This window comes from Nocardia sp. CA-120079, from assembly GCF_050955745.1.
Taxonomy (GTDB): domain Bacteria; phylum Actinomycetota; class Actinomycetes; order Mycobacteriales; family Mycobacteriaceae; genus Nocardia.
Window position 1 is genome coordinate 7,922,579 of sequence record NZ_CP192088.1, and the last position, 24,274, is coordinate 7,946,852.

Annotated in this window: 20 protein-coding genes and 1 pseudogene; 18 read left to right on the forward strand and 3 right to left on the reverse strand. The window is 65.1% G+C overall.

Translation table 11 applies throughout. From position 1 onward, the window contains the following. The first annotated feature begins 32 nt into the window (after positions 1-32). The 14 genes from ACQPYR_RS36130 (at position 33) to ACQPYR_RS36195 (ending at position 14,910) form a co-directional block, all read left to right on the forward strand. Positions 33-1,229 carry an acyl-CoA dehydrogenase family protein gene (locus ACQPYR_RS36130; RefSeq protein WP_433623580.1) on the forward strand — a complete coding sequence of 399 codons (1,197 nt, stop codon included), beginning with the start codon at positions 33-35 and terminating at the stop codon, positions 1,227-1,229. Between the two features lie 170 nt (positions 1,230-1,399). Further along, complete coding sequence (locus ACQPYR_RS36135; protein WP_433623582.1) at positions 1,400-1,996, forward strand: TetR/AcrR family transcriptional regulator; 597 nt, start codon at positions 1,400-1,402, stop codon at positions 1,994-1,996. A 341-nt stretch (positions 1,997-2,337) separates the two neighbouring features. Continuing rightward, a complete protein-coding gene (locus ACQPYR_RS36140; RefSeq protein ID WP_433623584.1) occupies positions 2,338-3,585 on the forward strand; it encodes an MFS transporter in 1,248 nt (415 codons plus the stop codon). A 262-nt stretch (positions 3,586-3,847) separates the two neighbouring features. Then, the gene (locus ACQPYR_RS36145) at positions 3,848-4,696 is read left to right on the forward strand and encodes a glycoside hydrolase family 27 protein (protein WP_433623586.1); all 849 of its coding nucleotides are present in this window, start codon (positions 3,848-3,850) and stop codon (positions 4,694-4,696) included. Between the two features lie 3 nt (positions 4,697-4,699). Then, positions 4,700-5,080: a hypothetical protein gene (locus tag ACQPYR_RS36150; RefSeq protein ID WP_433623588.1), complete on the forward strand. Its 381-nt coding sequence runs from the start codon at positions 4,700-4,702 to the stop codon at positions 5,078-5,080. 415 nt (positions 5,081-5,495) lie between these two features. Then, complete coding sequence (locus tag ACQPYR_RS36155; RefSeq protein ID WP_433623590.1) at positions 5,496-6,446, forward strand: fumarylacetoacetate hydrolase family protein; 951 nt, start codon at positions 5,496-5,498, stop codon at positions 6,444-6,446. Between the two features lie 71 nt (positions 6,447-6,517). Next, positions 6,518-8,296: an FAD-dependent monooxygenase gene (locus ACQPYR_RS36160; RefSeq protein ID WP_433623592.1), complete on the forward strand. Its 1,779-nt coding sequence runs from the start codon at positions 6,518-6,520 to the stop codon at positions 8,294-8,296. A 156-nt stretch (positions 8,297-8,452) separates the two neighbouring features. Next, a complete protein-coding gene (locus ACQPYR_RS36165; protein WP_433623594.1) occupies positions 8,453-9,796 on the forward strand; it encodes a PucR family transcriptional regulator in 1,344 nt (447 codons plus the stop codon). Positions 9,797-10,117: 321 nt separating this feature from the next. Next, on the forward strand, positions 10,118-10,243 hold the full coding sequence (locus ACQPYR_RS36170) for a hypothetical protein (protein ID WP_433623595.1): 126 nt from the start codon (positions 10,118-10,120) through the stop codon (positions 10,241-10,243). After that, positions 10,240-12,147 (forward strand): acyl-CoA synthetase, encoded by a 1,908-nt coding sequence (locus tag ACQPYR_RS36175; RefSeq protein WP_433623597.1) that lies wholly within the window; start codon positions 10,240-10,242, stop codon positions 12,145-12,147. The genes ACQPYR_RS36170 and ACQPYR_RS36175 overlap by 4 nt, the downstream gene beginning before the upstream one ends. Positions 12,148-12,183: 36 nt before the next feature. Further along, on the forward strand, positions 12,184-12,498 hold the full coding sequence (locus ACQPYR_RS36180) for a hypothetical protein (RefSeq protein ID WP_433623598.1): 315 nt from the start codon (positions 12,184-12,186) through the stop codon (positions 12,496-12,498). A gap of 334 nt (positions 12,499-12,832) precedes the next feature. Then, positions 12,833-13,804 (forward strand): fumarylacetoacetate hydrolase family protein, encoded by a 972-nt coding sequence (locus tag ACQPYR_RS36185; RefSeq protein ID WP_433623600.1) that lies wholly within the window; start codon positions 12,833-12,835, stop codon positions 13,802-13,804. Beyond that, the gene (locus ACQPYR_RS36190; RefSeq protein ID WP_433623602.1) at positions 13,801-14,439 is read left to right on the forward strand and encodes a VOC family protein; all 639 of its coding nucleotides are present in this window, start codon (positions 13,801-13,803) and stop codon (positions 14,437-14,439) included. The genes ACQPYR_RS36185 and ACQPYR_RS36190 overlap by 4 nt, the downstream gene beginning before the upstream one ends. A gap of 3 nt (positions 14,440-14,442) precedes the next feature. After that, complete coding sequence (locus ACQPYR_RS36195) at positions 14,443-14,910, forward strand: FAD-dependent oxidoreductase (RefSeq protein WP_433623603.1); 468 nt, start codon at positions 14,443-14,445, stop codon at positions 14,908-14,910. On the opposite strand, the gene ACQPYR_RS36200 is transcribed toward ACQPYR_RS36195, so the two are convergent. After that, on the reverse strand, positions 14,846-15,328 hold the full coding sequence (locus ACQPYR_RS36200) for an Lrp/AsnC family transcriptional regulator (protein ID WP_433623605.1): 483 nt from the start codon (positions 15,326-15,328) through the stop codon (positions 14,846-14,848). The two genes, ACQPYR_RS36195 and ACQPYR_RS36200, sit on opposite strands and share 65 nt — an antisense overlap. Positions 15,329-15,590: 262 nt before the next feature. Here ACQPYR_RS36200 and ACQPYR_RS36205 point away from each other — a divergent pair, with 262 nt between their 5' ends. Continuing rightward, positions 15,591-17,933, forward strand: coding sequence for a transketolase-like TK C-terminal-containing protein (locus ACQPYR_RS36205; protein WP_433623607.1), 2,343 nt, complete (start codon positions 15,591-15,593; stop codon positions 17,931-17,933). Positions 17,934-17,963: 30 nt separating this feature from the next. Next, positions 17,964-19,022 (forward strand): 2-oxo acid dehydrogenase subunit E2, encoded by a 1,059-nt coding sequence (locus ACQPYR_RS36210; RefSeq protein ID WP_433623609.1) that lies wholly within the window; start codon positions 17,964-17,966, stop codon positions 19,020-19,022. A 400-nt stretch (positions 19,023-19,422) separates the two neighbouring features. On the opposite strand, the gene ACQPYR_RS36215 is transcribed toward ACQPYR_RS36210, so the two are convergent. After that, a complete protein-coding gene (locus ACQPYR_RS36215) occupies positions 19,423-20,157 on the reverse strand; it encodes a TetR/AcrR family transcriptional regulator (RefSeq protein WP_433623611.1) in 735 nt (244 codons plus the stop codon). Here ACQPYR_RS36215 and ACQPYR_RS36220 point away from each other — a divergent pair. Next, complete coding sequence (locus ACQPYR_RS36220; protein WP_433623613.1) at positions 20,137-21,504, forward strand: FAD-dependent oxidoreductase; 1,368 nt, start codon at positions 20,137-20,139, stop codon at positions 21,502-21,504. The two genes, ACQPYR_RS36215 and ACQPYR_RS36220, sit on opposite strands and share 21 nt — an antisense overlap. Before the next feature lie 67 nt (positions 21,505-21,571). After that, a pseudogene (locus ACQPYR_RS36225) lies at positions 21,572-21,813 on the forward strand (cyclohexanone monooxygenase); the annotation flags it as partial. A gap of 427 nt (positions 21,814-22,240) precedes the next feature. Here the strand turns inward: ACQPYR_RS36225 and ACQPYR_RS36230 are convergent. Then, entirely contained in the window at positions 22,241-24,076 is a 1,836-nt protein-coding gene (locus ACQPYR_RS36230) for an acyl-CoA dehydrogenase (protein ID WP_433623615.1), read from the reverse strand. Positions 24,077-24,274: the final 198 nt, after the last annotated feature.

Sequence of the window (24,274 nt, forward strand, 5' to 3'; positions counted from 1 at the left end):
TTTTCAACCATCACAGTAATTTTGGAGTACGCATGACCACCGTAGACAATTCCCGGACCGAAACCATCGAGGATGTGCTCGCGCGCATCGACGAGCTGGCGCCACTGATCCGGAGGAATGCCGCCGCAAGCGACTCGGACCGGCGAGTACCCGAGGAGACAATCGATGCGCTGAAAGAAGCCGGAGCGTTCCGTATCGTGGTGCCACGGCGTTTCGGTGGCCTGGAGACCAGCCTGCGGTCGCTGCTGGATGTGACCTCGGCGATCGCCGAGGCCGACGGCGGCGCGGCATGGGTAGTCACACTGTCGAACACGAATGGGTGGCTGTGCGCCCTCCACCCCGGTCGCAGCCTCGACGAGGTGTACGCCAACGGCCCCGACGCGATCGTTACCGGCGTTCTGGCACCGTCGGGCAAAGTCCGCAAGGTGTCCGGCGGTTACCGGGTGAGCGGACGGTGGCCATACAGTTCGGCCAGTCTGCACGCGGATTGGAGCACCGATGGGGCACTTCTGGTCGACGACGACGATCAGGTGCTCGATCAGGTCGCGGTGCTGGTCCCCCGGGCAGACTTCCGGGTCGAGGACACCTGGTATGTCGCGGGGATGCGCGGGTCCGGTAGCAACACCGTCGTCGTCGAGGACGCGTTCGTCCCCGAACATCGCGTGGTCTCGCTCGGTCCGTACATGGCGGGTGAGTACATCGCCGATCATCCCGACGCGCCCCTGTACCGGGGGGCCATGACCCCGTTCATGAACACCTCGATCATGGGAGCTCAACTGGGTCTCGGCCGGGCCGCGCTGAACCTGGTCCGCACCAAGGCCGCGGAAAAGGCACTGGCCTACACCACGATCACTCGGCAAGCCGACTCCGTAGCCTTCCAGATGCTGGTCGCCGAGGCCGCTATGAAGATCGAAACCGCCCACCTGCACGCCTACCGGGCAGCCGATGACGTCCAGGCGTACGCGGAGGCCGGCGTGTTCCCGGACCTCATGGCCCGCGCCCGGATGCGCGGCGATACCGCGATCACCCTGCGCAGTATCAACGAGGCGCTGAACATCTTGCTCAATGCACACGGCGCCGCAGCGTTCGCCGAAGTCAATGCCATGCAGCGGATTTGGCGCGATTCCAACGTCGGCGCGCGGCACGCGGTGACCCTGCCGCACGTTTCGATGGAAACCTACGGCAAGGCCCTGCTCGGCATCCCCGAGCACATCACACCGCTTATCTGAGCAGCAGGTCGATCCAACGGTCGTATAAGTAATCCCGCCGAGGGCGTGCAGGCCACGCCCTCGGCAGCGGTGACGCTGCGCCGAATGCCGCTCGGACCAGGCGCACGTCCCCCGAGCCAAGCGGACCACTATGGTAAGTACTGAACCGTACTTCCCAGGGAGGATCCGCCTTGACCGAGAACGCGCGCATTCGGCGGCCTCGCATGACGCCTGCTCGCGAGTACGAGTTGCTGACCGCGGCGCTGGATCTGCTTCGCGAGGTCGGCTACGAGGCGCTGTCGATGGATACCCTTGCGGCGCGGGCACATTGCAGCAAGGCGACGCTGTATCGGATGTGGCCGACCAAACCACAGCTGATCGCCGCGGCCCTGCGCGCCACCGGGCCGACCGACGCAAAAGATATCGATACCGGAAGCCTGCGGGGCGACCTGGTGGCCATGGCCGAACGGTTCGTGCCGCGGGCACAGCCGGACACCGCACTGATCGCGGCCCTCAATCACGCGGTATTGACTCATCCCGATTTGGCAGCCACGCTCCGAACCGTCCTGCTCGAACCCGACACCGCCGATCTCGCCCGCTTCATCGACCGAGCGGTAGAACGCGGAGAATTGCCCACCCGGCCCCCCGCCGCAGAGTTGCTGTCCCCCTTCTTCTTCGGCATCTTCGTCACGCGACCGGTCTTCGACGGTTCCTTCGCCGACACCGATTACCTCATCCGGTTCATCGACGACATCGCGCTACCCGCGTTGCACTACGGCTCTCATTGACCCGTCTCGCAGCCGCAGCGGTGAGACGCACCCCACACTTCAAATAGTACGGTTGCGTTTCTCCCACACTGCTGCCAATCTACGTATAGAACGACTTCGTACTATACGAGAGGCACGGCCAATGCCGGAGCACACGACTATCACGCTGTCCAAAAACGGCCCGAGCTTTCCCGAAGGTTCATCCCGAAGCCCTAGCGGCACGCGGTGGCTGCTACTCATCGTCATCGCGCTCGCCCAGCTGATGGTGGTCCTCGACGCGACCATCGTGAACATCGCCCTGCCATCGGCGCAGCACGACCTCGGTTTCACCGACGGTCAGCGCCAGTGGGTGGTCACCGCATATGCCCTCGCGTTTGCTGCTGCTCGGCGGCCGCATCGCCGACCTGTTCGGCCGCAAAGCCACATTTCTCGTCGGCCTGATCGGCTTCGCCGTCGCATCCGCGGTCGGCGGTGCCGCACCCAGTTTCGAAATGCTGGTCGCGGCCAGGGCCGGACAGGGCCTCTTCGCCGCACTGCTGGCCCCGGCCGCGTTGTCGCTGCTGACGACCATCTTCAGTGAGGGGAAGGAACGAGCGACCGCTTTCAGCGTGTACGGCGCGGTGTCGGGTGCGGGTAGCGCGATCGGGCTGCTGCTCGGCGGTGTGCTCACCGAGACATTGACCTGGCGGTGGACGCTGTTCGTCAACCTGGCCTTCGCGCTCGTGGCCGCCATCGGCGCGGTCGTGATGCTCCCGCGTACCCGCCGCGACCGCACCGCACGGCTCGACTTGCCCGGCATCGCATTGGTGTCGACAGGTTTGTTCAGTCTCGTCTACGGCTGCACCAGAGCGCAGACCGACGGCTGGGCGGACGTGTCGGCCTGGGGATTGCTGGTGGCCAGCGCCGTCCTTTTGGCAGGCTTCGGGTGGTGGCAGACCAAGACCGACCACCCCGTCCTGCCGTTGCGAATCCTGACCGACCGCACCCGCGCCGCCTCGCTGGCCGCGATCTTCATCAGCGGCGCGGGGATGTTCGGCATCTTCCTGTACTTCACCTACTACCTGCAGATCAACCTTGGGTACACACCGATCCGTACCGGGCTGGCGTTCATGCCGATGGTCGTGGGTCTGATGATCGCCGCCATGGTGGCCAACAATGTTCTGATCCCCCGGATCACCCCCAAACTCGTCGTGCCACCCGGTATGGCGATCGTCGCGATCGCACTCGTATGGATGACCACCTTCGACGTGAGCAGCGCGTTCCTCACCCACGTGCTGCCCGCACTGTTCGTCGCCGGTTTCGGAATGGGCTTGATCGTGGCACCGTCCATGAGCGCCGCCACCCTCGGAGTGGCGGCCGCCGACTCCGGTGCCGCGTCCGCGACCGTGAATGCCGCCCAGCAGGTGGGCGGCTCGATCGGAACCGCGTTCCTCACCACCATGTCGACCAGCGCAGCCAACGACTACCTGGCATCCCACGGCCCCGTCGATCCCGGTGTGCTCACCAACGCTCAGCTCACCAGCTACGCCACCGCCTACTGGTGGTCGGCCGCCATCCTCGTCGCCGGCATGGTCGTCACCGCTCTGCTGTACCGCCGCAGTGTTCTCTAACAAAGCGATTCGGAGACGCCGACGGTCCACATGTGACCACGACCCGAGAGGAGACAGTCATGGTCAGCAGTACCGCGGGCATCTACCAGCGGGTTTCCATGGAAGTATCGGAGCGGTGATGCGGCGGCGAATGACTTTCGCAGCATTTGTTGCAGCTACAATCCTGGCCGGGGCGGCGGCACCGGCGCTCGCGTCCCCGGCCGAGCCCGACGCCGTCCCAACGCCGACGATGGGCTGGAATAGCTGGAATTCCGGAATTCCATTGAACGAGAACACAATCCGGGAAACAGTCGATGCCATGATCGCCTCCGGTATGCGCGATGCCGGCTACCGGTATATCAATCTCGATGCCGGCTGGGCGGCACTCCAGCGAGATTCGCACGGCGACCTACAGGCCGATCCGGACAAGTTCCCGCACGGCATCGCCGCACTCGCCGACTACATCCACGACCGCGGTATGTCCCTGGGTTTGTACTCCAGTCCCTACAACCAGACCTGCGGGCAGACACTCGCCACAGCCGGCCTCGGCCACGAGGACCAGGACGCGCGCCAATTCGCCACATGGGGTGTGGATTACCTCAAGTACGACTGGTGCCGCGCCGACGCCGACCACAACGAACAGGTCAGGGTATTCACCGCGATGCGAGACGCGTTGCGCGCCACCGGCCGCGCGGTGGTCTACAGCATCAACCCCAACAGTTCTGAGGACACCGACGCAGGCACCACCTACGACTGGTCACAGATCGCCGATCTGACGCGTAGCACCGGCGACCTGATCCCGTTGTGGCGCAATGATCTACCGGCAACGAAGATCGGCGACTTCGATACCCGCGGATTCGTCGGCGTCATGGATGAATTCGCGACGACAATCGCGCACGGAAGTCAGACGGGTCGCGATCCGGACATGCTGGTCGTCGGGATCACCATGGCCGAGTTCTTGGGCGCGCACACCGACGGCATGCCCGCCATGGCGGCGAAACAGGGTGCGTTGTCCGCCGAGGACGCCGCACGTCTCGGTACCGGTTTCCGCATCTCCCCGCAGTTGCTCGACCTGCTCCGCCGACAGGACAGTCTGACCATCGCCGAACAACGCGCCCACTTCACGCTGTAGGCCATGCTCGGCGCACCACTGATCGCTGGCAACGACGTGCGGACCATGTCCGCCGAAACCCGCGACATCCTCACCAATCGCGAGGTCATAGCCATCGACCAGGACCCGACGCACGCGCAGGGTGCCGCCTTGCCGGATGACCATCGCATCATCGTCAAACCACTCGGCGACGGCTCCGTCGGGGTGGCGCTGTTCAACGACACCGATAGTCCCGCCACCATCGAAACCACCACCGCGGCAACGGGACTCGCACCGTCAGAGCGATACCGGGTCCGCGATCCATGGGCACACACGACCACAACGACAACGGGCCCGATCACCGCCCACGACATCCCGCCACACGGGGTCGTCTTGGTGCGGGTAGGACCCGAGAGTTCGAGCTGAACACCGTGGTTCTGCCCGAAACACTCTGCGACGCTTGGACTCCGGTCTCGGTGATGGTGTCTTCCGGGTCAGGCGTCGGGCAGGCGCCCCGGGCGCGCAACCCCGCGAAGACAATATCGGCGATGAATTCCGCGTGGGCGCGGACCGAGGCCGGATCGAGTGGGTCCAGCGGATTCAATTTCTCGGCGAACAGCGTGCGGCCGAACGACGAAGTGTTGGCCGTGCGCGACCAGGAAGTGCAGGCTGCGGACCTCGGCCGCGGTGAGCACACCCGGTCGGCCAGCACATTGGACGACCGCATGTCCAGCACGACCCAAGTGCCGCCGATCGATATTGCATCAGAGTCCAAATCGGCGGCTTCGATTTGGCGTGCGGTCCAAGCGCGGGGGCGGCCGGCGCGGGTTGACTCGCCGGGGTGAGCATCAACCTCCTCCGCTACTCCACCGAATCGAGCGCCGCATGCTGGGGCGTCGTTCGCGGCGAGCGGGTGCTGCCGCTGCCCGGCGCGTACCCGACGCCCACCGACGTGCTTCGGGAAGGCGCCGCGGATGCTCGACGCCTGCTGACAGAATCAGGTGATCCCGGCATCGAGTTGGCAAGCGTCACTCCGCTCAACCCACTGCCCGGAGCGAAGGTCAACTGCCAGGGCACGAACTATCGAGCGCACATGGCCGAGACCGGAATGGACCCCGACCGACCGTTCAACCTGTTCTTCACCAAATCCACCGGATCGCTCACCGGGGGGCACGACGACATCGTCACTCCGCCGAATGTGCGGCTGCTGGACTACGAGATCGAACTGGGCATCGTCATCGGCAAAGCGATCACCGGCCCGGTGACGGTGACCGCGGACAACCTCGCGGAGTACCTCGGGGCCTTCGTCGTCGCAAACGACGTCAGCGCCCGCGATGTTCAGCTGTCTCAGGGCCAGTACTACAAGGGCAAGAGCTACCGCACCTTCTGTCCGGTCGGCCCCTACCTCTGCGTACCGGACCCCGGCGAGATGCACAGGTGGAAGGACCTTCGGCTCACCCTCGCGGTCAACGGCGAGACCCGGCAGACGGCACTGGCCAGCGACATGGTCTTCGCACCCGCGGAAACTCTCACGGAGTTCTCCCTGCTGGAGGACTTCGCGGTGGGTGACCTGTTGCTCACCGGCACCCCCGGCGGGGTGGCCCTTCACCCGCCCAAGCGCCTCGTGCAACGCCTCGCCGGCCTGCTGCCCGAGGCAAAGAAGTGGGACCTGTTCATACGGATCCAGTCCCGCAACCCCGCCTACCTCACGCCGGGAGACGTCGTCACGGCGTCCATCCGCACCGACGATGGCGTGCTCGACCTCGGCACGCAGCGCAACACCGTGCGTTGACCGAGAAACCCGGAGAACGAGCGATGTCCGAGACCACACCACCAGCGCGCCCCCGACCTCACGGCGCTGCCGTGGCCGAGGTAACCATCGTCGGCGCGGGCGCGACCGGATGCACCCTGGCGCTGCTGCTGTCGCGCTACGGCATCGCCAGCACCGTACTGGAACGCCGGACCGACCCGCTGAACCATCCGGCCGCGCATGTCATCAACGCTCGGTCCCAGGAAATCTGGCATCACGCTTCGCCGGCTTTGGCCGAACAGCTCAGCGCGCTGGCGCCACCGGCCGAGAAGGTCAGTGTGATCCGCTGGTTCACCGACCTCAGCAGCGACCCACTCGGCGACATCGACCTGCTGGCCTTCCCCGAGCAGGTGGAACGCGTGCAAAGCCACAGCCGGTACCTCATCTCGCACATCGGCCAGCACCAGCTCATGCCGGTGCTCTGGGATGCCCTCGAAGCCGACCCACACGTCGAATTCCGTCGCGGCGTCAACGTACGCGACGTGACGATGACGCCATCCGGTGCGACGGTGCACGCGACCGACCTGCGCAGCGGCACGGCCGAGATTTCCTCGCGATTCGTGGTCGGCGCCGACGGCGCCAACAGCCCGGTGCGTGCGGCGTTGGGTATCGCGATGCGCGGGCCGGTGCTGGCCAACATGGGCAGCGTCTTCTTCAACGCCGAACTGTTCACCAACGGCACCCGCCCGCTGCTGAGCTGGATCTACTCCCCCGCGTTCTGCGGGGTGCTGATAGCCCATGCCGACGACGACTACGTGCTCATGACCCCGTTCCTGAGCGACCACCAGGAAATCGCTCGTGACGGCCGCGCATTCTGGGCCCGGACGCTACCGCAAGTAATCGGAAAGCACGTCCCCTTCCGAATACATTCCACCGGCACCTGGACAATGACCAGCCAGACCGCCGAAACCTTCGCCAAGGGCAACGTGATCCTCGCCGGCGACGCCGCCCACCGGTTCCCGCACACCGGCGGTTTCGGACTCAACAGCGGCGTGCAGGACGCACATAACCTCGCCTGGAAACTCGCCGCCATTATCGAAGATCGCGCGCCGGCCACACTGCTGCACAGCTACGAGTCGGAACGGCGACCTGTCGTGGAGCGCTTCGCCGAACAAAGCGTCGACAACCACTTCCGGCTCGACGAGGTCATGGCTGGGCTGGCCCCAGGCAACCGCGCTCTCGCGCGGGTCACCCACGCTTTCGCGCAACCTGTCGTCGACCGCCTCCCGGCGCGGATCGTAAGGCAGGTCGCTGACGCCCTGATGAACCTTGCGATGCGACCGACCGCGAAACTATTGGGAGACAACGCGTCCGCGCGCGGCCGACGCGCCGCGGTCAAATCCCGAATACCGGCCCAATTACAGCATTTCGCCTCCACCGGACTCGAATTCGGCTACGCCTACTCGGGCACGCTCATCCGGACCGAGCCGACGCCGCAGCCGATGAACGACGACGGCGTGGTGGACTACGTGCCGACGACATGGCCCGGTGCGCGCGTGCCGCACGCGTGGCTGGCCGGGGACGCCGTGTCCACGCACGACCTGCTCGACCTGCGTGACTACACCCTGTTCACCCCCGACCCGCAGGCCTGGCGTACCGCCGTCGCACCCACGATGCCCGTCACGGTGGCGGGTCTGGAGGCCGCGATTGCCTCGGACCGACAGCAGGTGTTCGACCTGTTCGCGGTCGGCGAGCACGGCGCCGTCCTGGTCCGACCCGACGGGCACGTGGTCTGGCGCACCACGGCCGACGCCACCTCCGCCGCTGCGGAACTGGAGCGGACGGTCAGCGGCTTCGCGAGCTCCACCGCGAAGGAAGGCGCCGCACCGTAAACGCCCTCGCCACGCCGCCATACACCGGTCACGATGAAGTAGCCGAATAGGTTGTCGAGCCTCCATGGTCATAACCGACCCCCTTACGCCCTATTTCTAATGCGGCACGAATGTGCTGGCTAGGAGGGTCGCCGTGGGTGACGATATGTTCGGTCGGTGGAAGGAGATACCGACACGGGCGACGATCGTGCGGCTGTGGCTTGGATTCGGGCGCTTTCGCCGGTTGATCCGACGGCGTTGTCGCGGTCGGTGCTGTCTGGTGCCCAGGTGGAGGAGCTGACGGTTCGTCTCGGTGCCGGGCCGGTTGGGTGGGCGGTCGAGCTGGGCGTGGCGATGACCGATCGGATCGTGGCCGAGGTTCCCGAACTCGCTGCCGATGGGATTGTGGAATGGGTGCGCGGCGGTTGTGAAGCGGTGGCCGTGGAGGCCATCGGCGCGCTGGCCGACGAGCAGGACTTCGTGGTGTCCGCGGCTCCGGATGTGCTGGTGGGTCCTGCAGAGATCGTTAGCCGCGGAGTCGGTGTCGAGCATATGCTGCGCAGTATCCATATCGGTCACGCTGTGGCCGCCGAGTATGTTCTCGACGCCGCCGAGAGACTGATGCCCGCACCACAGCGGTTCGCCACGATGCGGCGTGTCACCGAAGTGCTTTTCGATATCACCGACCGGCTGACCACCGCGATGGCAGCCGAATACGGCCAGGCCCAGCGCGTGTGGCAGGCCAGCTCGGCGGCGTTGCGTGCCGAGGTTATCGGGGAAATCCTGCGCGGTGAAGCCGTCGACCTGCACCGTGCTCAACGCATCCTGGGCTACGACCTGACCCGCCAACATCTGGGCCTTGTGGTCTGGACGGACCACCGCGCTGCCGAGAGCGCCGCACGCCTGGATGACGTCGCCGCGTCGCTGCTCACTACCTGTGGCGCTACGGCCACACTGATTGTGCCGGTCGGCGGGCGCCGCGTGTGGGCGTGGGGCGCGAGCACCCGTCGGCCGCCGGCGCTTCCCACCGGTTCAGTGCTGGGGCCGATCCCCGGTGTGCGGGTCGCGGTAGGGCTGCCCGCGCCTGGTGTGCTCGGATTCGCGGCGACGCACCGGCAAGCCAGCGATGCCGCCGACCTCGGCGCGATCGCGACCTCGCGACGGTGGTTGTTCGACTACGGCGAACTGGACCTTGTGGTGATGCTCAGTGCCCGCCCGGAGCAGGCGCGTGAGTTCGTGCACCGCGAACTCGGCGATCTGGCTACTCCTGGCGAGTTCCGCACGGCCGTGCGCACGACGCTGAAGTGCTATCTCGACAACGAACGCAGCCTCGCTGCCACCGCTGCCCAGTTGCGGATTGCCCGCAATACCGTCGCCTACCGCGTCCAGCGTGCCGAAGAACTGCGGGGCCGCAAGATTCACGACCGCCGCACCCAGCTGCAAGCAGCGCTCGCGCTCGCCGAAGAACTCGGCGCCGCGGTCCTGGATGTTGATACCGCCTTTCTCGAGCCCGATCGCTGACACATTCCTGGCCTGGCGCCCACGGTCAGAGTCCCGCGTCGGGTGTCACGCGGGCCGATTTCATGTCGGTTGGGGAGGTGCTGGGACGAATCCCGCCTTGGGTTGGAATCCAATCTCAGCGTCCCGGTTTGGATCGTCGTCCAAGCGGTCCGGTGTCCGGAAACGGTTGTCTAGGTGGAGTTGAGCTTGGCCGCGCTGTCCCAGCGCTGAACCACAGGAGTCGTTAGCCATGGTGACCCACCTCGTTCGCTACCGGGTGCGTGGCTCATCACAACGAATCCACCTCCGCCGCTGGTGCGGCCTACTGAAAGTGACCTCTTCATGGGTACTGCCGTTCACCCGAACAACAAGTATCTGTCGGACAATATGCTCGAAGTGGCCGTGGCCATCGACGGCGGCAAGATCGACGTGGGCCGTCGGCGCACCGCTGTGAGGTACGCGCGATGACCGACAAAGTGATCAGCTCCGAGCTGCTCTGGCCGCGCTACACCGAACCCGGTGACCTGGCCGGTATCGAAGCGGTACCGCTGAACGAACGTGGCCTGCCGGAATCGACCTACGCGCTGCTGGTCAGAGCAGCCGACCTGTGGCCGGATCGGACGGCGCTCACCGTGTTGCCGGAGGCTGCCCGGTGGCGCGAACCGTGGCAGTGTACCTACGCCGATCTGTTGGCCCGAGTCCATCGATACGCGAACCTGCTGCACCGGCTCGGTGTCCGCCGTGGCGATGCGGTCGCTCTGATGGCACCCAATTGCGCGGAATTGATCCCGGCGACTCTTGCCGCACAACTGGCGGGTATCGCCGCCCCGATCAATGCGGCACAGTCGAGGCAGCATGTCGCGGAACTGTTGAAGCGTTCCGGCGCGCGGATACTCATCGCCGCTGGCCCCGAACTCGACGCCACCACGTGGGCGTCCGTCCGAGAATTGGCCGTAGAGGGACTGCTCGACGCGATCCTGGTCCTGCGCCCTACAAGCGCGATCTCGACCCCGGATCCGTTATCGGTGGTCGATGGTTTGCGCCTCGGCTACCTCGATGAGTTGGCCGTCGTCGAAGACGCCGTCGAATTCGCCGGGCGCCCACCGCAATCGCACGACCTCGCCGGACTGTTCCATACCGGGGGCACCACCGGTGTGCCGAAGCTGGCCGCCCACACTCACGAGGGTGAGGTCGCCAATGCGTGGATGATCGCGGCCAACACTTTGCTCGACGAGAACGCGGTCGTGTTCGCCGCGCTGCCGTTGTTCCATGTCAACGCGTTGGTCGTCACGCTGCTGGCGCCACTGTTCAAGGGTCAAGCGGTGGTGTGGGCGGGCCCGCTCGGATATCGGGACTTCGCGCTGTACGGCGAATTCTGGAAGATCGTGGCGCACTACCGGATTGCGGCGATGAGCGCGGTGCCGACCGTCTACGCGGTGCTGGCGCAATTCCCGGTCGACGCCGATATCAGCAGTCTGCGGTATGCGATGGTCGGCGCGTCACCGCTGCCCGCCGCGGTCCGCGAGAGTTTCCAAACCCATACCGGTGTCACCCTTGTCGAAGGTTACGGCCTCACCGAGGCCACCTGTGCGAGTGCACGCAGCTTCCCGGACCGACCGCGTCCAGGTGCGGTCGGGCAACGCATGCCCTACCAGCAGGTCAAGATCATCGGTGTCTGCGACGACGGCACCTGGGCCGACCGGCCGATCGGCGCGACCGGAGTCCTGGCTCTCAGCGGGCCGACGGTTTTCGCCGGATACGTCACCGGCCGCACCGAGCGCGAACCCGTCCTCGATGGTCTCGGAAAGGTCGTCGACGGCTGGCTCGACACCGGCGACCTCGCCCACATCGACGACGAGGGTTTCATCTACCTGCACGGCCGCGAGAAGGACCTGATCATCCGCGGCGGGCACAATATCGACCCGGCGATGATCGAGGACGCCTTGCTCGCACACCCCGCGGTCACCGCCGCAGGAGCGGTCGGACGTCCAGATGTCCACGCAGGGGAAGTACCGGTCGTCTACGTGACCTTGGCAACCGGAGCAACTGTCACCGAAGCGGAACTGCATGCCTGGGCCAGCGCACGGGTGGCCGAACCCGCCGCCGCACCGAAAACGGTGATCGTGCTGGATGCCCTGCCGGTCACCGATGTAGGAAAGCCCTACAAGCTGGGATTACGCGCTGATGCCACGCGCCGAGAAATCAGTGCTGCGTTGGAGCAGGTCGCCGGTGTGCGCAGCGTGGCCGCCGTGATCGACGACGGTGCGATCGTGACGACCGTCGAGCTCGAACCGGGGGCCGACGCTGCCGGTGCGCGAGCAATCCTTGGTCGGTACGCGATCGAGTGGAAGGTCGTGTCGGTCATGACATAGCTCTTGACTGAAGATGTCTTCACTAGTGATTCCAGCTTGCGTGGCGGGATCGCCGCTCTGTCACCCCAGACGGGCGAAAGCAAGGCCGACGATGCAGCGTTCGGCGGCTGGACCCATGCACTCGTCGCACCCACTCCTGGTATTCCGGGTGACAGCGGGAGCGCGTTCCTCGACCGTGACGGACATGCCCTGGGCACCCTGTCGACGCTGGGCTTCGCACTGCCGATCGTCAACAACATCGGCGATATCGCTCACGAACTCGCTTATGCCCGAGCACATTCAGGCATCGCCGGACTCCGTCTCGTGCTGGGTACCGAGCCGTTCAAATCCAACCGCTTAAGGCGGATCTAGATATGGCCGTCTCGAGGAAAGCGCTGACGAGGGTAGCGGTCGGAACCGCGGTGCTGCTGGGTGTGGTGCCCGATCCTTGATCGCGATATCAGCCTGCCCGAACGCAAGATGTAACTGCGGCCGGGCTTTCGTGCGTGCCGACATTACGGAATGCGCCTCGGCCGCCGGTTTGACCTTTCGGTGCCTGTCCCCGAGGAGACGCCCGGACGGCTTTGGATCAGAGTCCAACCTCGATGCCTGGGTTTGGATCGCCGCCCAAGCGGGACCGACGCCTGCAACGGTTGTCTTGGTGTTGTTGAGCTTTTGCCGCGCTGACACCAGGAGGCCCTACCGTATGGTCACGCACCTCGTTCGCTACCGGATCGATGACGATGAATGTCGGTGGGGCGTGGTCGCAGGCGAATCTGTCAGGCCGCTGAGCGACAACTATGCGAGTACCGCCGATCTCATCGAGCACGGCACTGATGACTGGCGTGCCGCTCGTAGTCGACCACCGGTACACCAGCTCGACAGGGTGGACGTGGTGTCACCGGTGACCACGCCGTGCCGGGTGATCTGTCAAGGTGCGAACTACCGCCAGCATGCCATCGAATCCGGCATGGATCCCGACGCTCGCACGTTCAATCTGTTCTTCGACAAGACCGACGCCTCGATCACCGGCCCTCATGAACCGGTGCTGCGTCCAGCGCATGTGCGCCTGCTGGACTATGAGATCGAGCTCGCACTGGTTTTACGCGCTCGCGTCGACGAACCCCGCACGATCACCGCCGATACTTTGCACGACTATGTGTTCGGCGTGACGATCGCCAACGATCTGTCAGCGCGTGATGTGCAGCTGCCCCAAGGGCAGTTCCTGAAAGGCAAGAGCTATCGCGGCTTCTGCCCGATGGGCCCGCTGCTGGCCGTCCCAGAGCCCGACGAGATCGGACTCCTGGCCGATCTCGACCTGTCGCTGAAGGTCAATGGTGTGCGCCGTCAGCACGACAACACCGCCAACCTGCTGTACGGACCCGCGGAAACCCTGACCGAGCTGACCGAGTTCTGCAACCTCGCACCCGGTGATGTCGTACTCACCGGCACCCCGAGCGGTTGCACCGCCACCACCCCACCCGCTTTGGTTCGGCGCCTGGCCACCGCGCTGCTGCCCGAACAGCGGCTGTGGTCGCTGTTCATCCGCCAGAACCTGCGCAAGCCGTACCTCGCACCGGGCGACCTCGTCACCGCGACCATCACCAATGCCGATGGCTCCATCAATCTCGGTACCCAGACCACCACCATCACCGCCACGCCAAGGGATACACCATGACTCACGACCCCACACCGACCGTGCCCGACCACGCCGGCGCCGCACCCGACCTGCTGGCCCACTGGGTCGTCAAAACCGCCCGAGCCAAGGAGATGATCGCCTGGTACAGCACAGTATTCGGCGCTCACGTGGTGCATGAGGACTCCCAGATCGCATTCCTGACCTGGGACGATGAAAGTCACCGGCTCGCCTTGGTGAAGGTCCCGCGGGTGTTGCGCTACCTTTTCCCCTTGGCGCATCTACGTCGCAAGATCTACGGCGTCGACCATCTCGCTCTGACCTTCACGCCCTTGGAACGGCTACTCACCAACTACGAGCGCCTCAAAGCGCTTGGTATCACGCCGGTTTGGTCGATCAACCACGGACCTACCACGTCGCTGTACTACGAGGACCCCGACGGAGTCCGGCTGGAATTGCAGACCGAGAACTTCGCCACTGCCGCCGAGACAGCCGACTACTTACACAGCACCGCTTTCGCGGCCAATCCCATCGGCGTCGAGTTCGACCCCGACTACTTGCTCGAACGGCTCCGCCGCGGCGATGACCCCGCCTGCCTGCTCGAGCGGGGGGCCGGCACCCGGCCCGGCACTACATCGCGCGCCAATAAACGCACCATCACCTGGAAGACCCTGTAAACCATGACCGACCCGCCGATCGTCATCGTCGGGGCGGGCGCCACCGTTGCCCTATTATTGGCCCGCCGTGGTATCGCCACCGCGGTCCTGGAGCGTCGTGAGCAGACTCTCGTACATCCCGCGGCGCACGTGTTGAACGCCCGGTCGCTCGAGATATGGCGCCAGGCTTCACCGGAACTGGCAGGCGAGATCGCCGCTTTGTCACCGCCGATCGAGAGTCGTCACCGGCCTGCTGTACCGCCGCGATGTCCACGAACTCACAGATCCGGGCACGCCGACAGTCGACCTATAGGTTCGACTAATCCGAAACACTGTGCGGCGCTTGCGCTCCGGCCTTCGAGATCGCGTCTCCGGCATGCCGGGGCCCGTACATCACTGGCCAGGAGTGCCTGGTCGAGGGCCTACCTCACTCCTCGGCGGCCAGTTCACGTACGAGCGGATGCAGGCGGAAATCGACCAGCTGGCGCATGACCAGGGCCGTCGTAGTCTGTTCGACTCCGTCGATATCGAGGATGCGACCCGCGATGCGGTACAAGTCGTCAGCGTCGCGGGCGACAACCTGGATGAGCAGATCGGTGACACCGCTGAGCCCCTGTACCTCGGTTACTTCGGGGATGGCTTCGAGCGCGACCGCGATATCGGACAGTTTGCGCTGGGTGACACCGGTCATGATTACCGCATTCAGCGGATAGCCGAGCGTCGCGGGATCTATACGTCGCTCGAAGCTGCGCAGCGTGGAGTTCTGGTCGAATTTATTGAGCCTGGCCTGGACCGTATTGCGGGATAGGCCGGTCCGGGCCGCCAGCGCGATCACTGTCGCACGCGGTTCCGCACTGAGCGCGTCGAGGATCGAGGCGTCGATGGAGTCGACGGTGGGTTTCGTGGGCATTCTGCCAACCTTCCAAGAGCAGTAGATCGCGAGGCGCGTGCATAATGATCAAATTTCTACAGCAGCATTGTCATTAGTCGAGACCAATGGTCGACTATCAGTGCGATATGCACAAGGTGTCGCAATCGGCAAGGCGCCCGCTCCTCGGCACGGAGGTTTCCATCAGAGCCTCAGTTGCCCGGCAACGACCGATCCGCTGATACCCATGACCTGAGCCTCAGCGGGTCGCTCGGTCCCGAGATTCGCAGCCAAGGAAGCAAGGATGAACGACACCGTGACCATCGACCACTTTTTCAGCGGGATGGCGTCCGCGCCGCGGCCTAGCGCGCTCGCCGACATCGAGCAGAAGGTGTTGTGGCTGTCGACGGCGATGATCCACCATGCCAACCGCATTCGCCCCAATCCCTCCGGACTCAAAGTCGGCGGACATCAGGCCTCGTGCGCGTCGATGGTCTCGATCATGACCTCGCTGTGGTTCGAACAGCTTGCGCCCGGCGACCGCGTTTCGGTCAAACCGCATGCATCGCCGGTCCTGCACGCGATCAACTATCTGCTCGGCGAGCTGGACCGGAAATATCTGACCACCCTGCGGGAATTCGGCGGTCTGCAGTCCTACCCGAGCCGCACGAAAGATCCCGACCCCGTGGACTATTCGACCGGGTCGGTGGGCATCGGCGCGACGGCCCCGATCTGGGGGGCCATCGCCCGGCGCTACATCAATGCCCGCCACGGCGGGGTTGCCGGTACCGGCCGGCAATATTCGCTGGTCGGCGACGCCGAATTGGATGAGGGCGCGGTGTGGGAGGCGGTGCTGGACCCAGCCGTCTGCGAACTCGGCGAAATCGTGTGGATCATCGATCTGAATCGTCAATCCCTCGATCGAGTGGTTCCGAATATTGCCGCCGGACGGCTCGAATCCATGTTCACCGCCGCCGGTTGGCAGGTGATCACGGTGCGGTTCGGAAGCCTGCTGGAATCTCTGTTCCGCCGTGCGGGCGGCCCCGCGTTGCGCGCCCGGATTCTGGACATGCCCAATCCCGAATATCAACGGCTGCTGCGTTGTTCAGCCACCGAGGTGCGCGACCGGCTACCCGGGTCCGGCCCCGAGGCCGCAGCGATCGCCACGCTGATCCAAGAATTGGACGACGCCACCCTGCTGCTGGCGATCCGCAATCTGGGCGGACACGATCTCGATGCGTTGCGAGACGCCTACGCCCGGATCGACGACACGCGACCGACCGCCATCATCGCCTACACGATCAAAGGCTGGCGCCTGCCGACCCAAGGGCACCCCCAGAACCATTCGTCACTGTTGACCGTCGAGCAATTTGCGCAGTTGGCAGCCGAATTGGGTGCCGATCCGCACGACCCGTGGGCGGGGTTCGCAGCCGACAGCGAGGCGGATCGTGTTTGCCGCGCGGCGGCTCAGCGGTTGGCCCGAGCACCGATCGACGATGTCGAACCTCCCACGCTACCAACGGATTTCGGCCGGACTCCGTCGGGAACATCCACCACTCAGGCCGCATTGGGCCGGACCCTGCTCGACATCAGCCGAGCGGCACCCGAGGCCGCCGAGCGGATCGTCACCGTCAGTCCGGATGTCAGTTCCACCACGAATCTGGCGGGCTGGTTGAACAAGGTCGGCGTGTGGTCACCGAACGAGCGACACAATTGGTTCGCCGACGACACCGAGACAATCATGCACTGGCGGGAGAAACCGACCGGGCAGCATATGGAATTGGGAATCGCCGAAACGAATCTGGTCGGCCTGATCGGCGAGCTGGGCGCGACGTGGAGCCGTTGGGGTCAGCCCCTGTTCCCGATCGGGGTGCTGTACGACCCCTTCGTCGAACGCGCCTTGGAGCCGTGGTCCTACGGCATCTATGCCGGCGGGCGCTCGATACTGGTCGGAACACCCTCGGGTGTCACCTTGGCCGCCGAAGGTGGTGCGCACCAGTCGATTACGACACCTTCGGTCGGACTCGAGCAGCCCGGCTGTGTCAGCTATGAGCCGGCCTTCGCCATCGATGTGGAATGGACCCTGCTGGCGTGTATCGGGCTGCTGGGACGGCCGGACGGGAGTTCGTCGTATCTGCGATTGTCGACGCGGCCCGTCGACCAGACCGCTGCCGCGGTCCCCGCGGACGCGGCCGCCCGGGAACGTCGCCGCCGCCAGGTCGTCGCGGGTGCATACCTGTTGCGCCGTACCGAGCGACCAGTCGTGACGCTCGTCGGTATGGGTGCGATGATGACCGAAACGCTTTGTGCCGCAGACCGGCTCGCTGAGCAGGGAGTGGCCGCCGATGTCGTCTGTGTGACCTCGCCCGGCCTGCTGTTCGAGGCATTGCAGGCGCGTCGCGGGCTCGGTGCCGGTCCGTCCTGGATTCTCGATCAGGTGTTTCCAGCACAACGGGCCGTGCCCATGGTCACGGTCCTCGACGGCCACCCCCACACGCTCGCGTTCCTGGCCGGTATCAACAATGTTCCGGCATCCGCCTTGGGGGTCACCGGGTTCGGTCAGGTCGGTTCCATAGACGACGTCTACCGCTATCACGGCATCGACACCGACAGCATCGTCCGGGCCGCTCTCAACCTCGTCCACTGACCAACCTACCGAGCGAAGAGCCGAAAAATCATGTGCGCAAACCCGATCAGCGCGACCACCGTCATGCTGCCGTCCCTCGGTGAGAATGTCACCGAGGCCACCATCAGCCGCTGGCTCGTGCAGCGCGGGGACCAGGTCGAGGCCGGCGAGCCGCTGCTCGAAGTCGCCACCGACAAGGTCGACACCGAAATCCCCAGCCCCGTAACCGGCATACTCGTCGATACCCTCGTCGCCGAGGACACCGTGGTCGCTGTCGGCGCGGCCCTGGCAACAATCGGCACCCCTGTCGAACCCGTCGCGTCTCCGGAGCCACCGGCTCCGGCTGCTGATGATCCCGTCGAAAGCCGATCCCAGCCGCTGGCCGCACCAGCCAGCGACCGGGTGGTGACGCTGCCGCGCATCCGCCGGACCATCGCCCGGCGGATGCGTGAATCCCTCGACACCGCAGCCCAACTGACCACCGTCGTAGAGGTAGATCTGACGGCGATCGCGCGACTGCGCGATGCGGAGAAACAGGAATTCGCCCGGCGTACCGGTGTAAAACTGTCGTTCCTTCCATTTGTCGCGACCGCCGCGGTCGGTGCGCTGGGCGAGCATCCAATCGTCAACGCATCCGTCGACGACGCCTGTACGGAGCTCACCTACCACGACGCCGTCCACCTGGGTATGGCGGTAGACAGCGCCAAAGGTCTGATGGTGCCCGTCATCCGCCACGCCGACGAGCTCGGAATCGCCGAAATCGCCATCCGCACTTCGGCTCTCGCCGACCGGGTTCGTGCCGGGACGATCGGCGCCGACGACTTGACCGGTGGCACCTTTACCATCACCAACACCGGCAGCCGCGGAGCCCTCTTCGACACCCCGATCATCAATCGCCCGCAATCGGCGATCCTCGGCGTCGGCGCAGTGGTGGAACGGCTGATTCCGTTGCCCGACGCCAACGGTGCCCTGCAGATCGGCGTGCGGTCGATGGCCTATCTGTCGCTCACCTATGACCATCGCATCATCGACGGAGCCGACGCGGCCCGCTATTTGGGCGCGGTCCGTGGCAGGCTCGAAACCGGATTCGATCCTGCGCAGCTGCGCTGAAACGCCACGGAGGAGGCATCCCACCGCCCCACCGGCCAGACCACCGGCCAGCGTGCCGACAGTGGCACCGGTCGTGATGGTCGTGACCATCCGGTTCCAGGCGGCCTGCTCTCGGTCGTAGGGTTTTTTTACCGGTGCCTGGTCCTCGAACGGCAAAGCCACTGGGCGGTAGATCGCACGCGCCGGATCCAAACGCGGCGTCGATGTCGCGGTGCGTCCGTCGATATCGGCGGTGATCGGGAAGACGAAATCGTCGACGCGAAAGGACAATTCGGCACCGGCGACTGTGCGCCCGTCCGCGGCCGCGATCGTGAAAACGCCGCCGTCGACATGGATCGCGACCCGGAGTACAGTTCGCTCGCTGCGACTAATTGCGTGATCCGTCGCAGTGTGGGATCTGTTAGTGGCTGATGGCGCGGGCTACTGCTTCGCCGACTTGGTCGTCGGTGAGGTTGCTGCGTTCGATCAGTACGTGCGAGAGCGCGGTGCGGACGGCGATCTCTGCTGCTTGCGCTGGTGTGACCGTGAGTGATGCGCTGTCGTCGCGGGCGGCGAGCAGTGGTGCGATGAAGGCGCCGACGGTTTCGATCAGGTTGAGGTTGGATCCTTCGTGCTCGATCGCGACGTTGAGTAGCCATGCTGGTTCTCGGTCGCGCAGTCGGGCGATCACCGGGTGTCGGCGCAGGTAGCGGATGGCAAAGACCACAGCGTCTTTCGCCAGTTGCCGCACTGGCGCGAACATGTCGATCTCCAAGTAGGCGGTGCTCATCATGCGGGCTACCTCGATTTTGCTGACGGCGCCGATGAGACCATTCTTGTCTCCGAACTCACGGTAGGCCGTCGCGCGTGAGACGCCGGCCTGGCGGGCGACCGCGGTCAGCGTCAGATCGTCGAGGCCGATCTCGGCCATCATCGCCAAGGCGGTGTCCATGAGTAGCGAGGACGACTGCGTCGCGTTGGTCATGCCGGTCATTCTGCACGCTGTTCGATCTGAGACTCCTCGACTGGTTGCGCCAGCTTCATCTCTGAGACTACATTCGCAATCAGTCTCAGTGATGGATCTTTGATTCGATCCACGCGCAGGACTCGGAACATCGACGTTCGGAGGTAGGGCATGCGGAAAATCGGCGATCATGCGGTCGTGTTGGGTGCGGGCATCGGCGGGCTGCTGGCCGCTCGCGTGCTCAGCGAGGCTTACGCGAAGGTGACGGTGATCGAACGCGATGCTCTGCTCGACGATTCCGAGGCGCGGAAAGGCGTCCCGCAGGGGCGACACGTGCATGGGTTGCTGCCGCGGGGTAAGGACATCCTCGAGGAGCTGTTTCCGGGGTTCGGGCAGGACCTGCAGGCCAGCGGTGTGGTCGAATGCGACGCGCTGTCCGAAGTCCGCTTCAGTATGGCCGGTCGCACCCTGAAGCGAATACCGACCGGGCACAGAGCATTTCAGGCAAGTCGCCCACACCTGGAGTATCACCTCCGCAGGCGGGTCGAGGCGCTGCCCAATGTCACCATCCGCGACAGATGCGATGCCGGGGCGCCGGTCGTCAGCGCCGACGGCACCCGGGTTACCGGCGTCGCGATCCTGGACCGCACCGACGGCACCCGTGAGACGCTCGATGCGGATCTGGTCGTGGCGTCGATGGGTCGTGCCAGCGTCGTGCCGTCATGGCTGGACAAGCTCGGCTACGAGCGGCCGGCCGAAGAAGGCACCACGATCGACATCGTCTACCGCAGCACCTTCATCCAGCTGCCGCCCAACGCGCTGCCCCGCGACAAGCTGATCACGATCGGTGTGCGCGATCTGCCGCCGCGTGCGCTGGCCTTATTCGCCGTCGAAGGCGACCGCCACATCCTGACGCTGATCGGCCACGACGGCGAGGAACCACCGAAGGACCCGGCAGGATTCCTCGACTTCGCCGCAGCCATCGCCCCACCCGATGTGCTCGATGCCATCAAGAACGGTGAACTCCTCGGCGAGATCTCGGCCTTCCGATACAAGGCCAACTTGCGGCGGCGCTACGAACGGCTCGACCGTTTCCCCGAGGGCCTGCTCGCGGTCGGCGACAGCGTGTGCAGCTTCAGCCCCGTCTACGGCCAGGGAATGACGGTCGCCGCGATCCAGATGACCGTGCTGCGCGACTGCCTCGCCCGAGGTGGAAAGGACCTTGCCACAAGGTTTTACACGGCGGTCACGCCCGAGATCGACAACGCTTGGCAGCTCACCGTGATCGCTGACGGCGCGATGCCACACGTCACCGCCAGCGCCTCACTGCCGGTCCGAGCCGCGGTCGCGGCTCTGGATCCGGTGTTGATCGCCGCCGAACGGGACTCCGCGGTCGCGACAGCTTTGTACCGGGTGATGGGACTGGTCGACAAACCCAGCGCCCTCCTGTCACCCGCCGTCGTCGCGCGTATCGGCATCGCCAATGCCCGTACGGCACTGGACAGCCTCGGTGGCCTGCTGAAGGTGGGTCGCAAATGATCGAGAGTCCCACCGCAACAAGTGATTCCTCCGTGACCGTGACCCGGGTCAAGGTGGTTTCGGCGGCCTGTGTACCGCGATCAAGCTAGAGGCCAGCGGCATCGATGATTTCGTGGTGCTTAAGCGAGCCGACGAGGTCGGCGGTACCTGGCAGGCGAACACCTATCCCGGCGCACAGTGCGACATTCCATCGTTCCTGTACTCGCTATCCTTCGCCCCAACCCGCGATGGACACGCCTGTATCCCTTACAACCCGAGATCAAGGACTATCTGCACCGCTGCGCCAACGACTTCGGCGTCACCGACCATCCGATTCGGACGCGACTTCGAACGCCTTCCGGTCCCCCAGCGACTGGCCCCTGCGGGCCGGTCTCATCGCCGGCTTCACTTCCGGCACAACAGCCCTGATCAGTGGTGGTCTCCTGTACACGGCCGCTGTCGCCACGATCGCTGCGACCACAACCCAACTCCGGCGATCCACCATGGACGGCGTCTCCCACAAGGAACTCCAGATACCATCGGCACCTGCCGAGACCGGTGCGCAGGCCGATTCTGGTCACGAGTGATGCGGAACCGCCAGGAGACGCTCAACGGTATTTTCGGACGTCGCCACCGATGTCGCTGCGAGCGGTGCCATGAGAACTTCCGAGCGGCCAATCACCGTCCAGGGCAGGTCGATTGGCCCACCACATCGGAAACCGCTCTCGCCGCCGCGCCCGACCTGCTGCTGGCCGACTCAGAACACGCTCTCGGCAGCGGTCATAATGTCGGTGTCCAGGCCAGCGATGACCGCGTGGTCGGCACTCAGTCGCGGCAGCACCTGCTGAGCGAAGAACCCGGCCACCGCGACTTTGCCTTCGTAGAAGGCTCCATCGGCGCCGTCCGGATCGGAATCCAATGTTGCAAGCGCGATTTCCGCGGCGACGACCAGGCGCCATCCCACCAGGAGATCGCCGACGGCCAGCAGAAAGCGAACCGACCCCAGGCCGACCTTGTACAGCTCAGACGGCTGTTCCGGGGCCGTGAGGAGGTAACCGCTCAGCGCGGCGACCATCTGCTGCACCTGTTCGACCGCGGTGGCCAGCAGTTCCTTGGCCATCTTCAGCCGCGCCTGACCGTGCTCGGATTCCGCTGTCTCCCGGACTTTGTTGAGCAGGTGTGCCAGCGCGACACCACGATTGCGTGCGATCTTGCGGAAGATGAAGTCCTGCGCCTGGATTGCCGTGGTGCCCTCGTAGAGCGAGTCGATCTTCGAGTCGCGGATGTACTGCTCGATCGGGTAGTCCTGCAGATAACCGGATCCGCCCAGCGTCTGTAGCGATTCGGCAAGATATTGATAGGCGCGCTCGGATCCGACGCCTTTGACGATCGGCAGCAGCAGATCGTTGACCTGCGCCGCCAGCTCCGCGTCCGCGCCCGACAGGTGCCGGGCCACTACATCGTCCTGATGGCCCGCGGCGTAGAGGTAGACCGAGCGTAGACCCTCGGCATACGCCTTCTGTAGCAGCAGGGAGCGGCGTACGTCCGGGTGGTGGATGATGGTCACCTTCGGCGCGCTCTTGTCGGCAGTCTGCGTGAGGTCGGCGCCCTGCACTCGGGTCTTGGCGTACTCCAGAGCCGTCAGATATCCACTGGACAGGGTGGCAATCGCCTTGGTGCCCACCATCATTCGCGCTTCCTCGATGACCTTGAACATCTGCGCGATGCCGTCGTGCCGGTCGCCGACCAGCCAGCCGACGGCTGGCACGCCGTGCCCGCTGAAGGTCAGCTCACAGGTCGCCGACGCCTTCAGGCCCATCTTGTGCTCGACATTGGTGACGAAAACGCCGTTTCGTTCGCCGAGCTCACCGGATTCGGGATCGAAATGGAATTTAGGCACCAGGAACAGCGACAATCCCTTCGTGCCCGGTCCGGCGCCCTCGGGCCGGGCCAGCACCACATGCATGATGTTCTCGGACAGATCGTCCGAATCAGCGCTTGTGATGAAGCGCTTGATGCCCTCGATATGCCACGAACCATCCTGCTGCCGAACGGCTTTCGTGCGGCCGGCGCCCACGTCCGAGCCCGCGTCCGGTTCTGTGAGCACCATGGTCGCGCCCCAGTTCCGCTGCACCATCAGCTTCGCCCAGTGCTGCTGCTGTGGGGTGCCGATACCGTGGATGATGTTCGCCATGATGGTGCCGGTGAGGTACATGTAGGCAGCAGGTTGCGCACCCAGCACGAATTCTGACACGGCCCAGGCGATCATGGCTGGTGCAGGCACGCCGCCGATCTCCTCGGCCTTGCCCACCCGCCACCATTCGGCGTCCTGCCAGGCCCGCACCGCCGTCTTGAATTCTTCCGGCAGCCGCACCGAGTGCGTCTGCGGGTCGAACACCGGTGGGGTGCGGTCGGTCTCGGCGTAGTGTGCGGCCACTGGGCCTTCTGCCAGCCGGGCCGCTTCGGTCAGCATCGACCGCACGGTGTCGCCGTCCAGGTCACCGAAAGCACCCGACGCAAGTACGGCGTCGAGCCCATACACCTCGAACAGGTTGAAAACGAGGTCACGCACGTTGCTCTTGTAATGGCTCACGGGCCAATGCCTTTCGAAAAAAGAGTGAAGTGCCGCAGGCGGTTGCATGGACGTGTCGCCGTCCGGCCACACTCTGCGGCAGTCGCAGGCGGAGCGCAATCGAAAGTTAACAGTCGCTAAGCAGATGTCATAGGCGAACCCAGGCATGAATTCGCTGATAGCACTACCGTTGGCGATCAAAAGTTAATGGCAACTAAG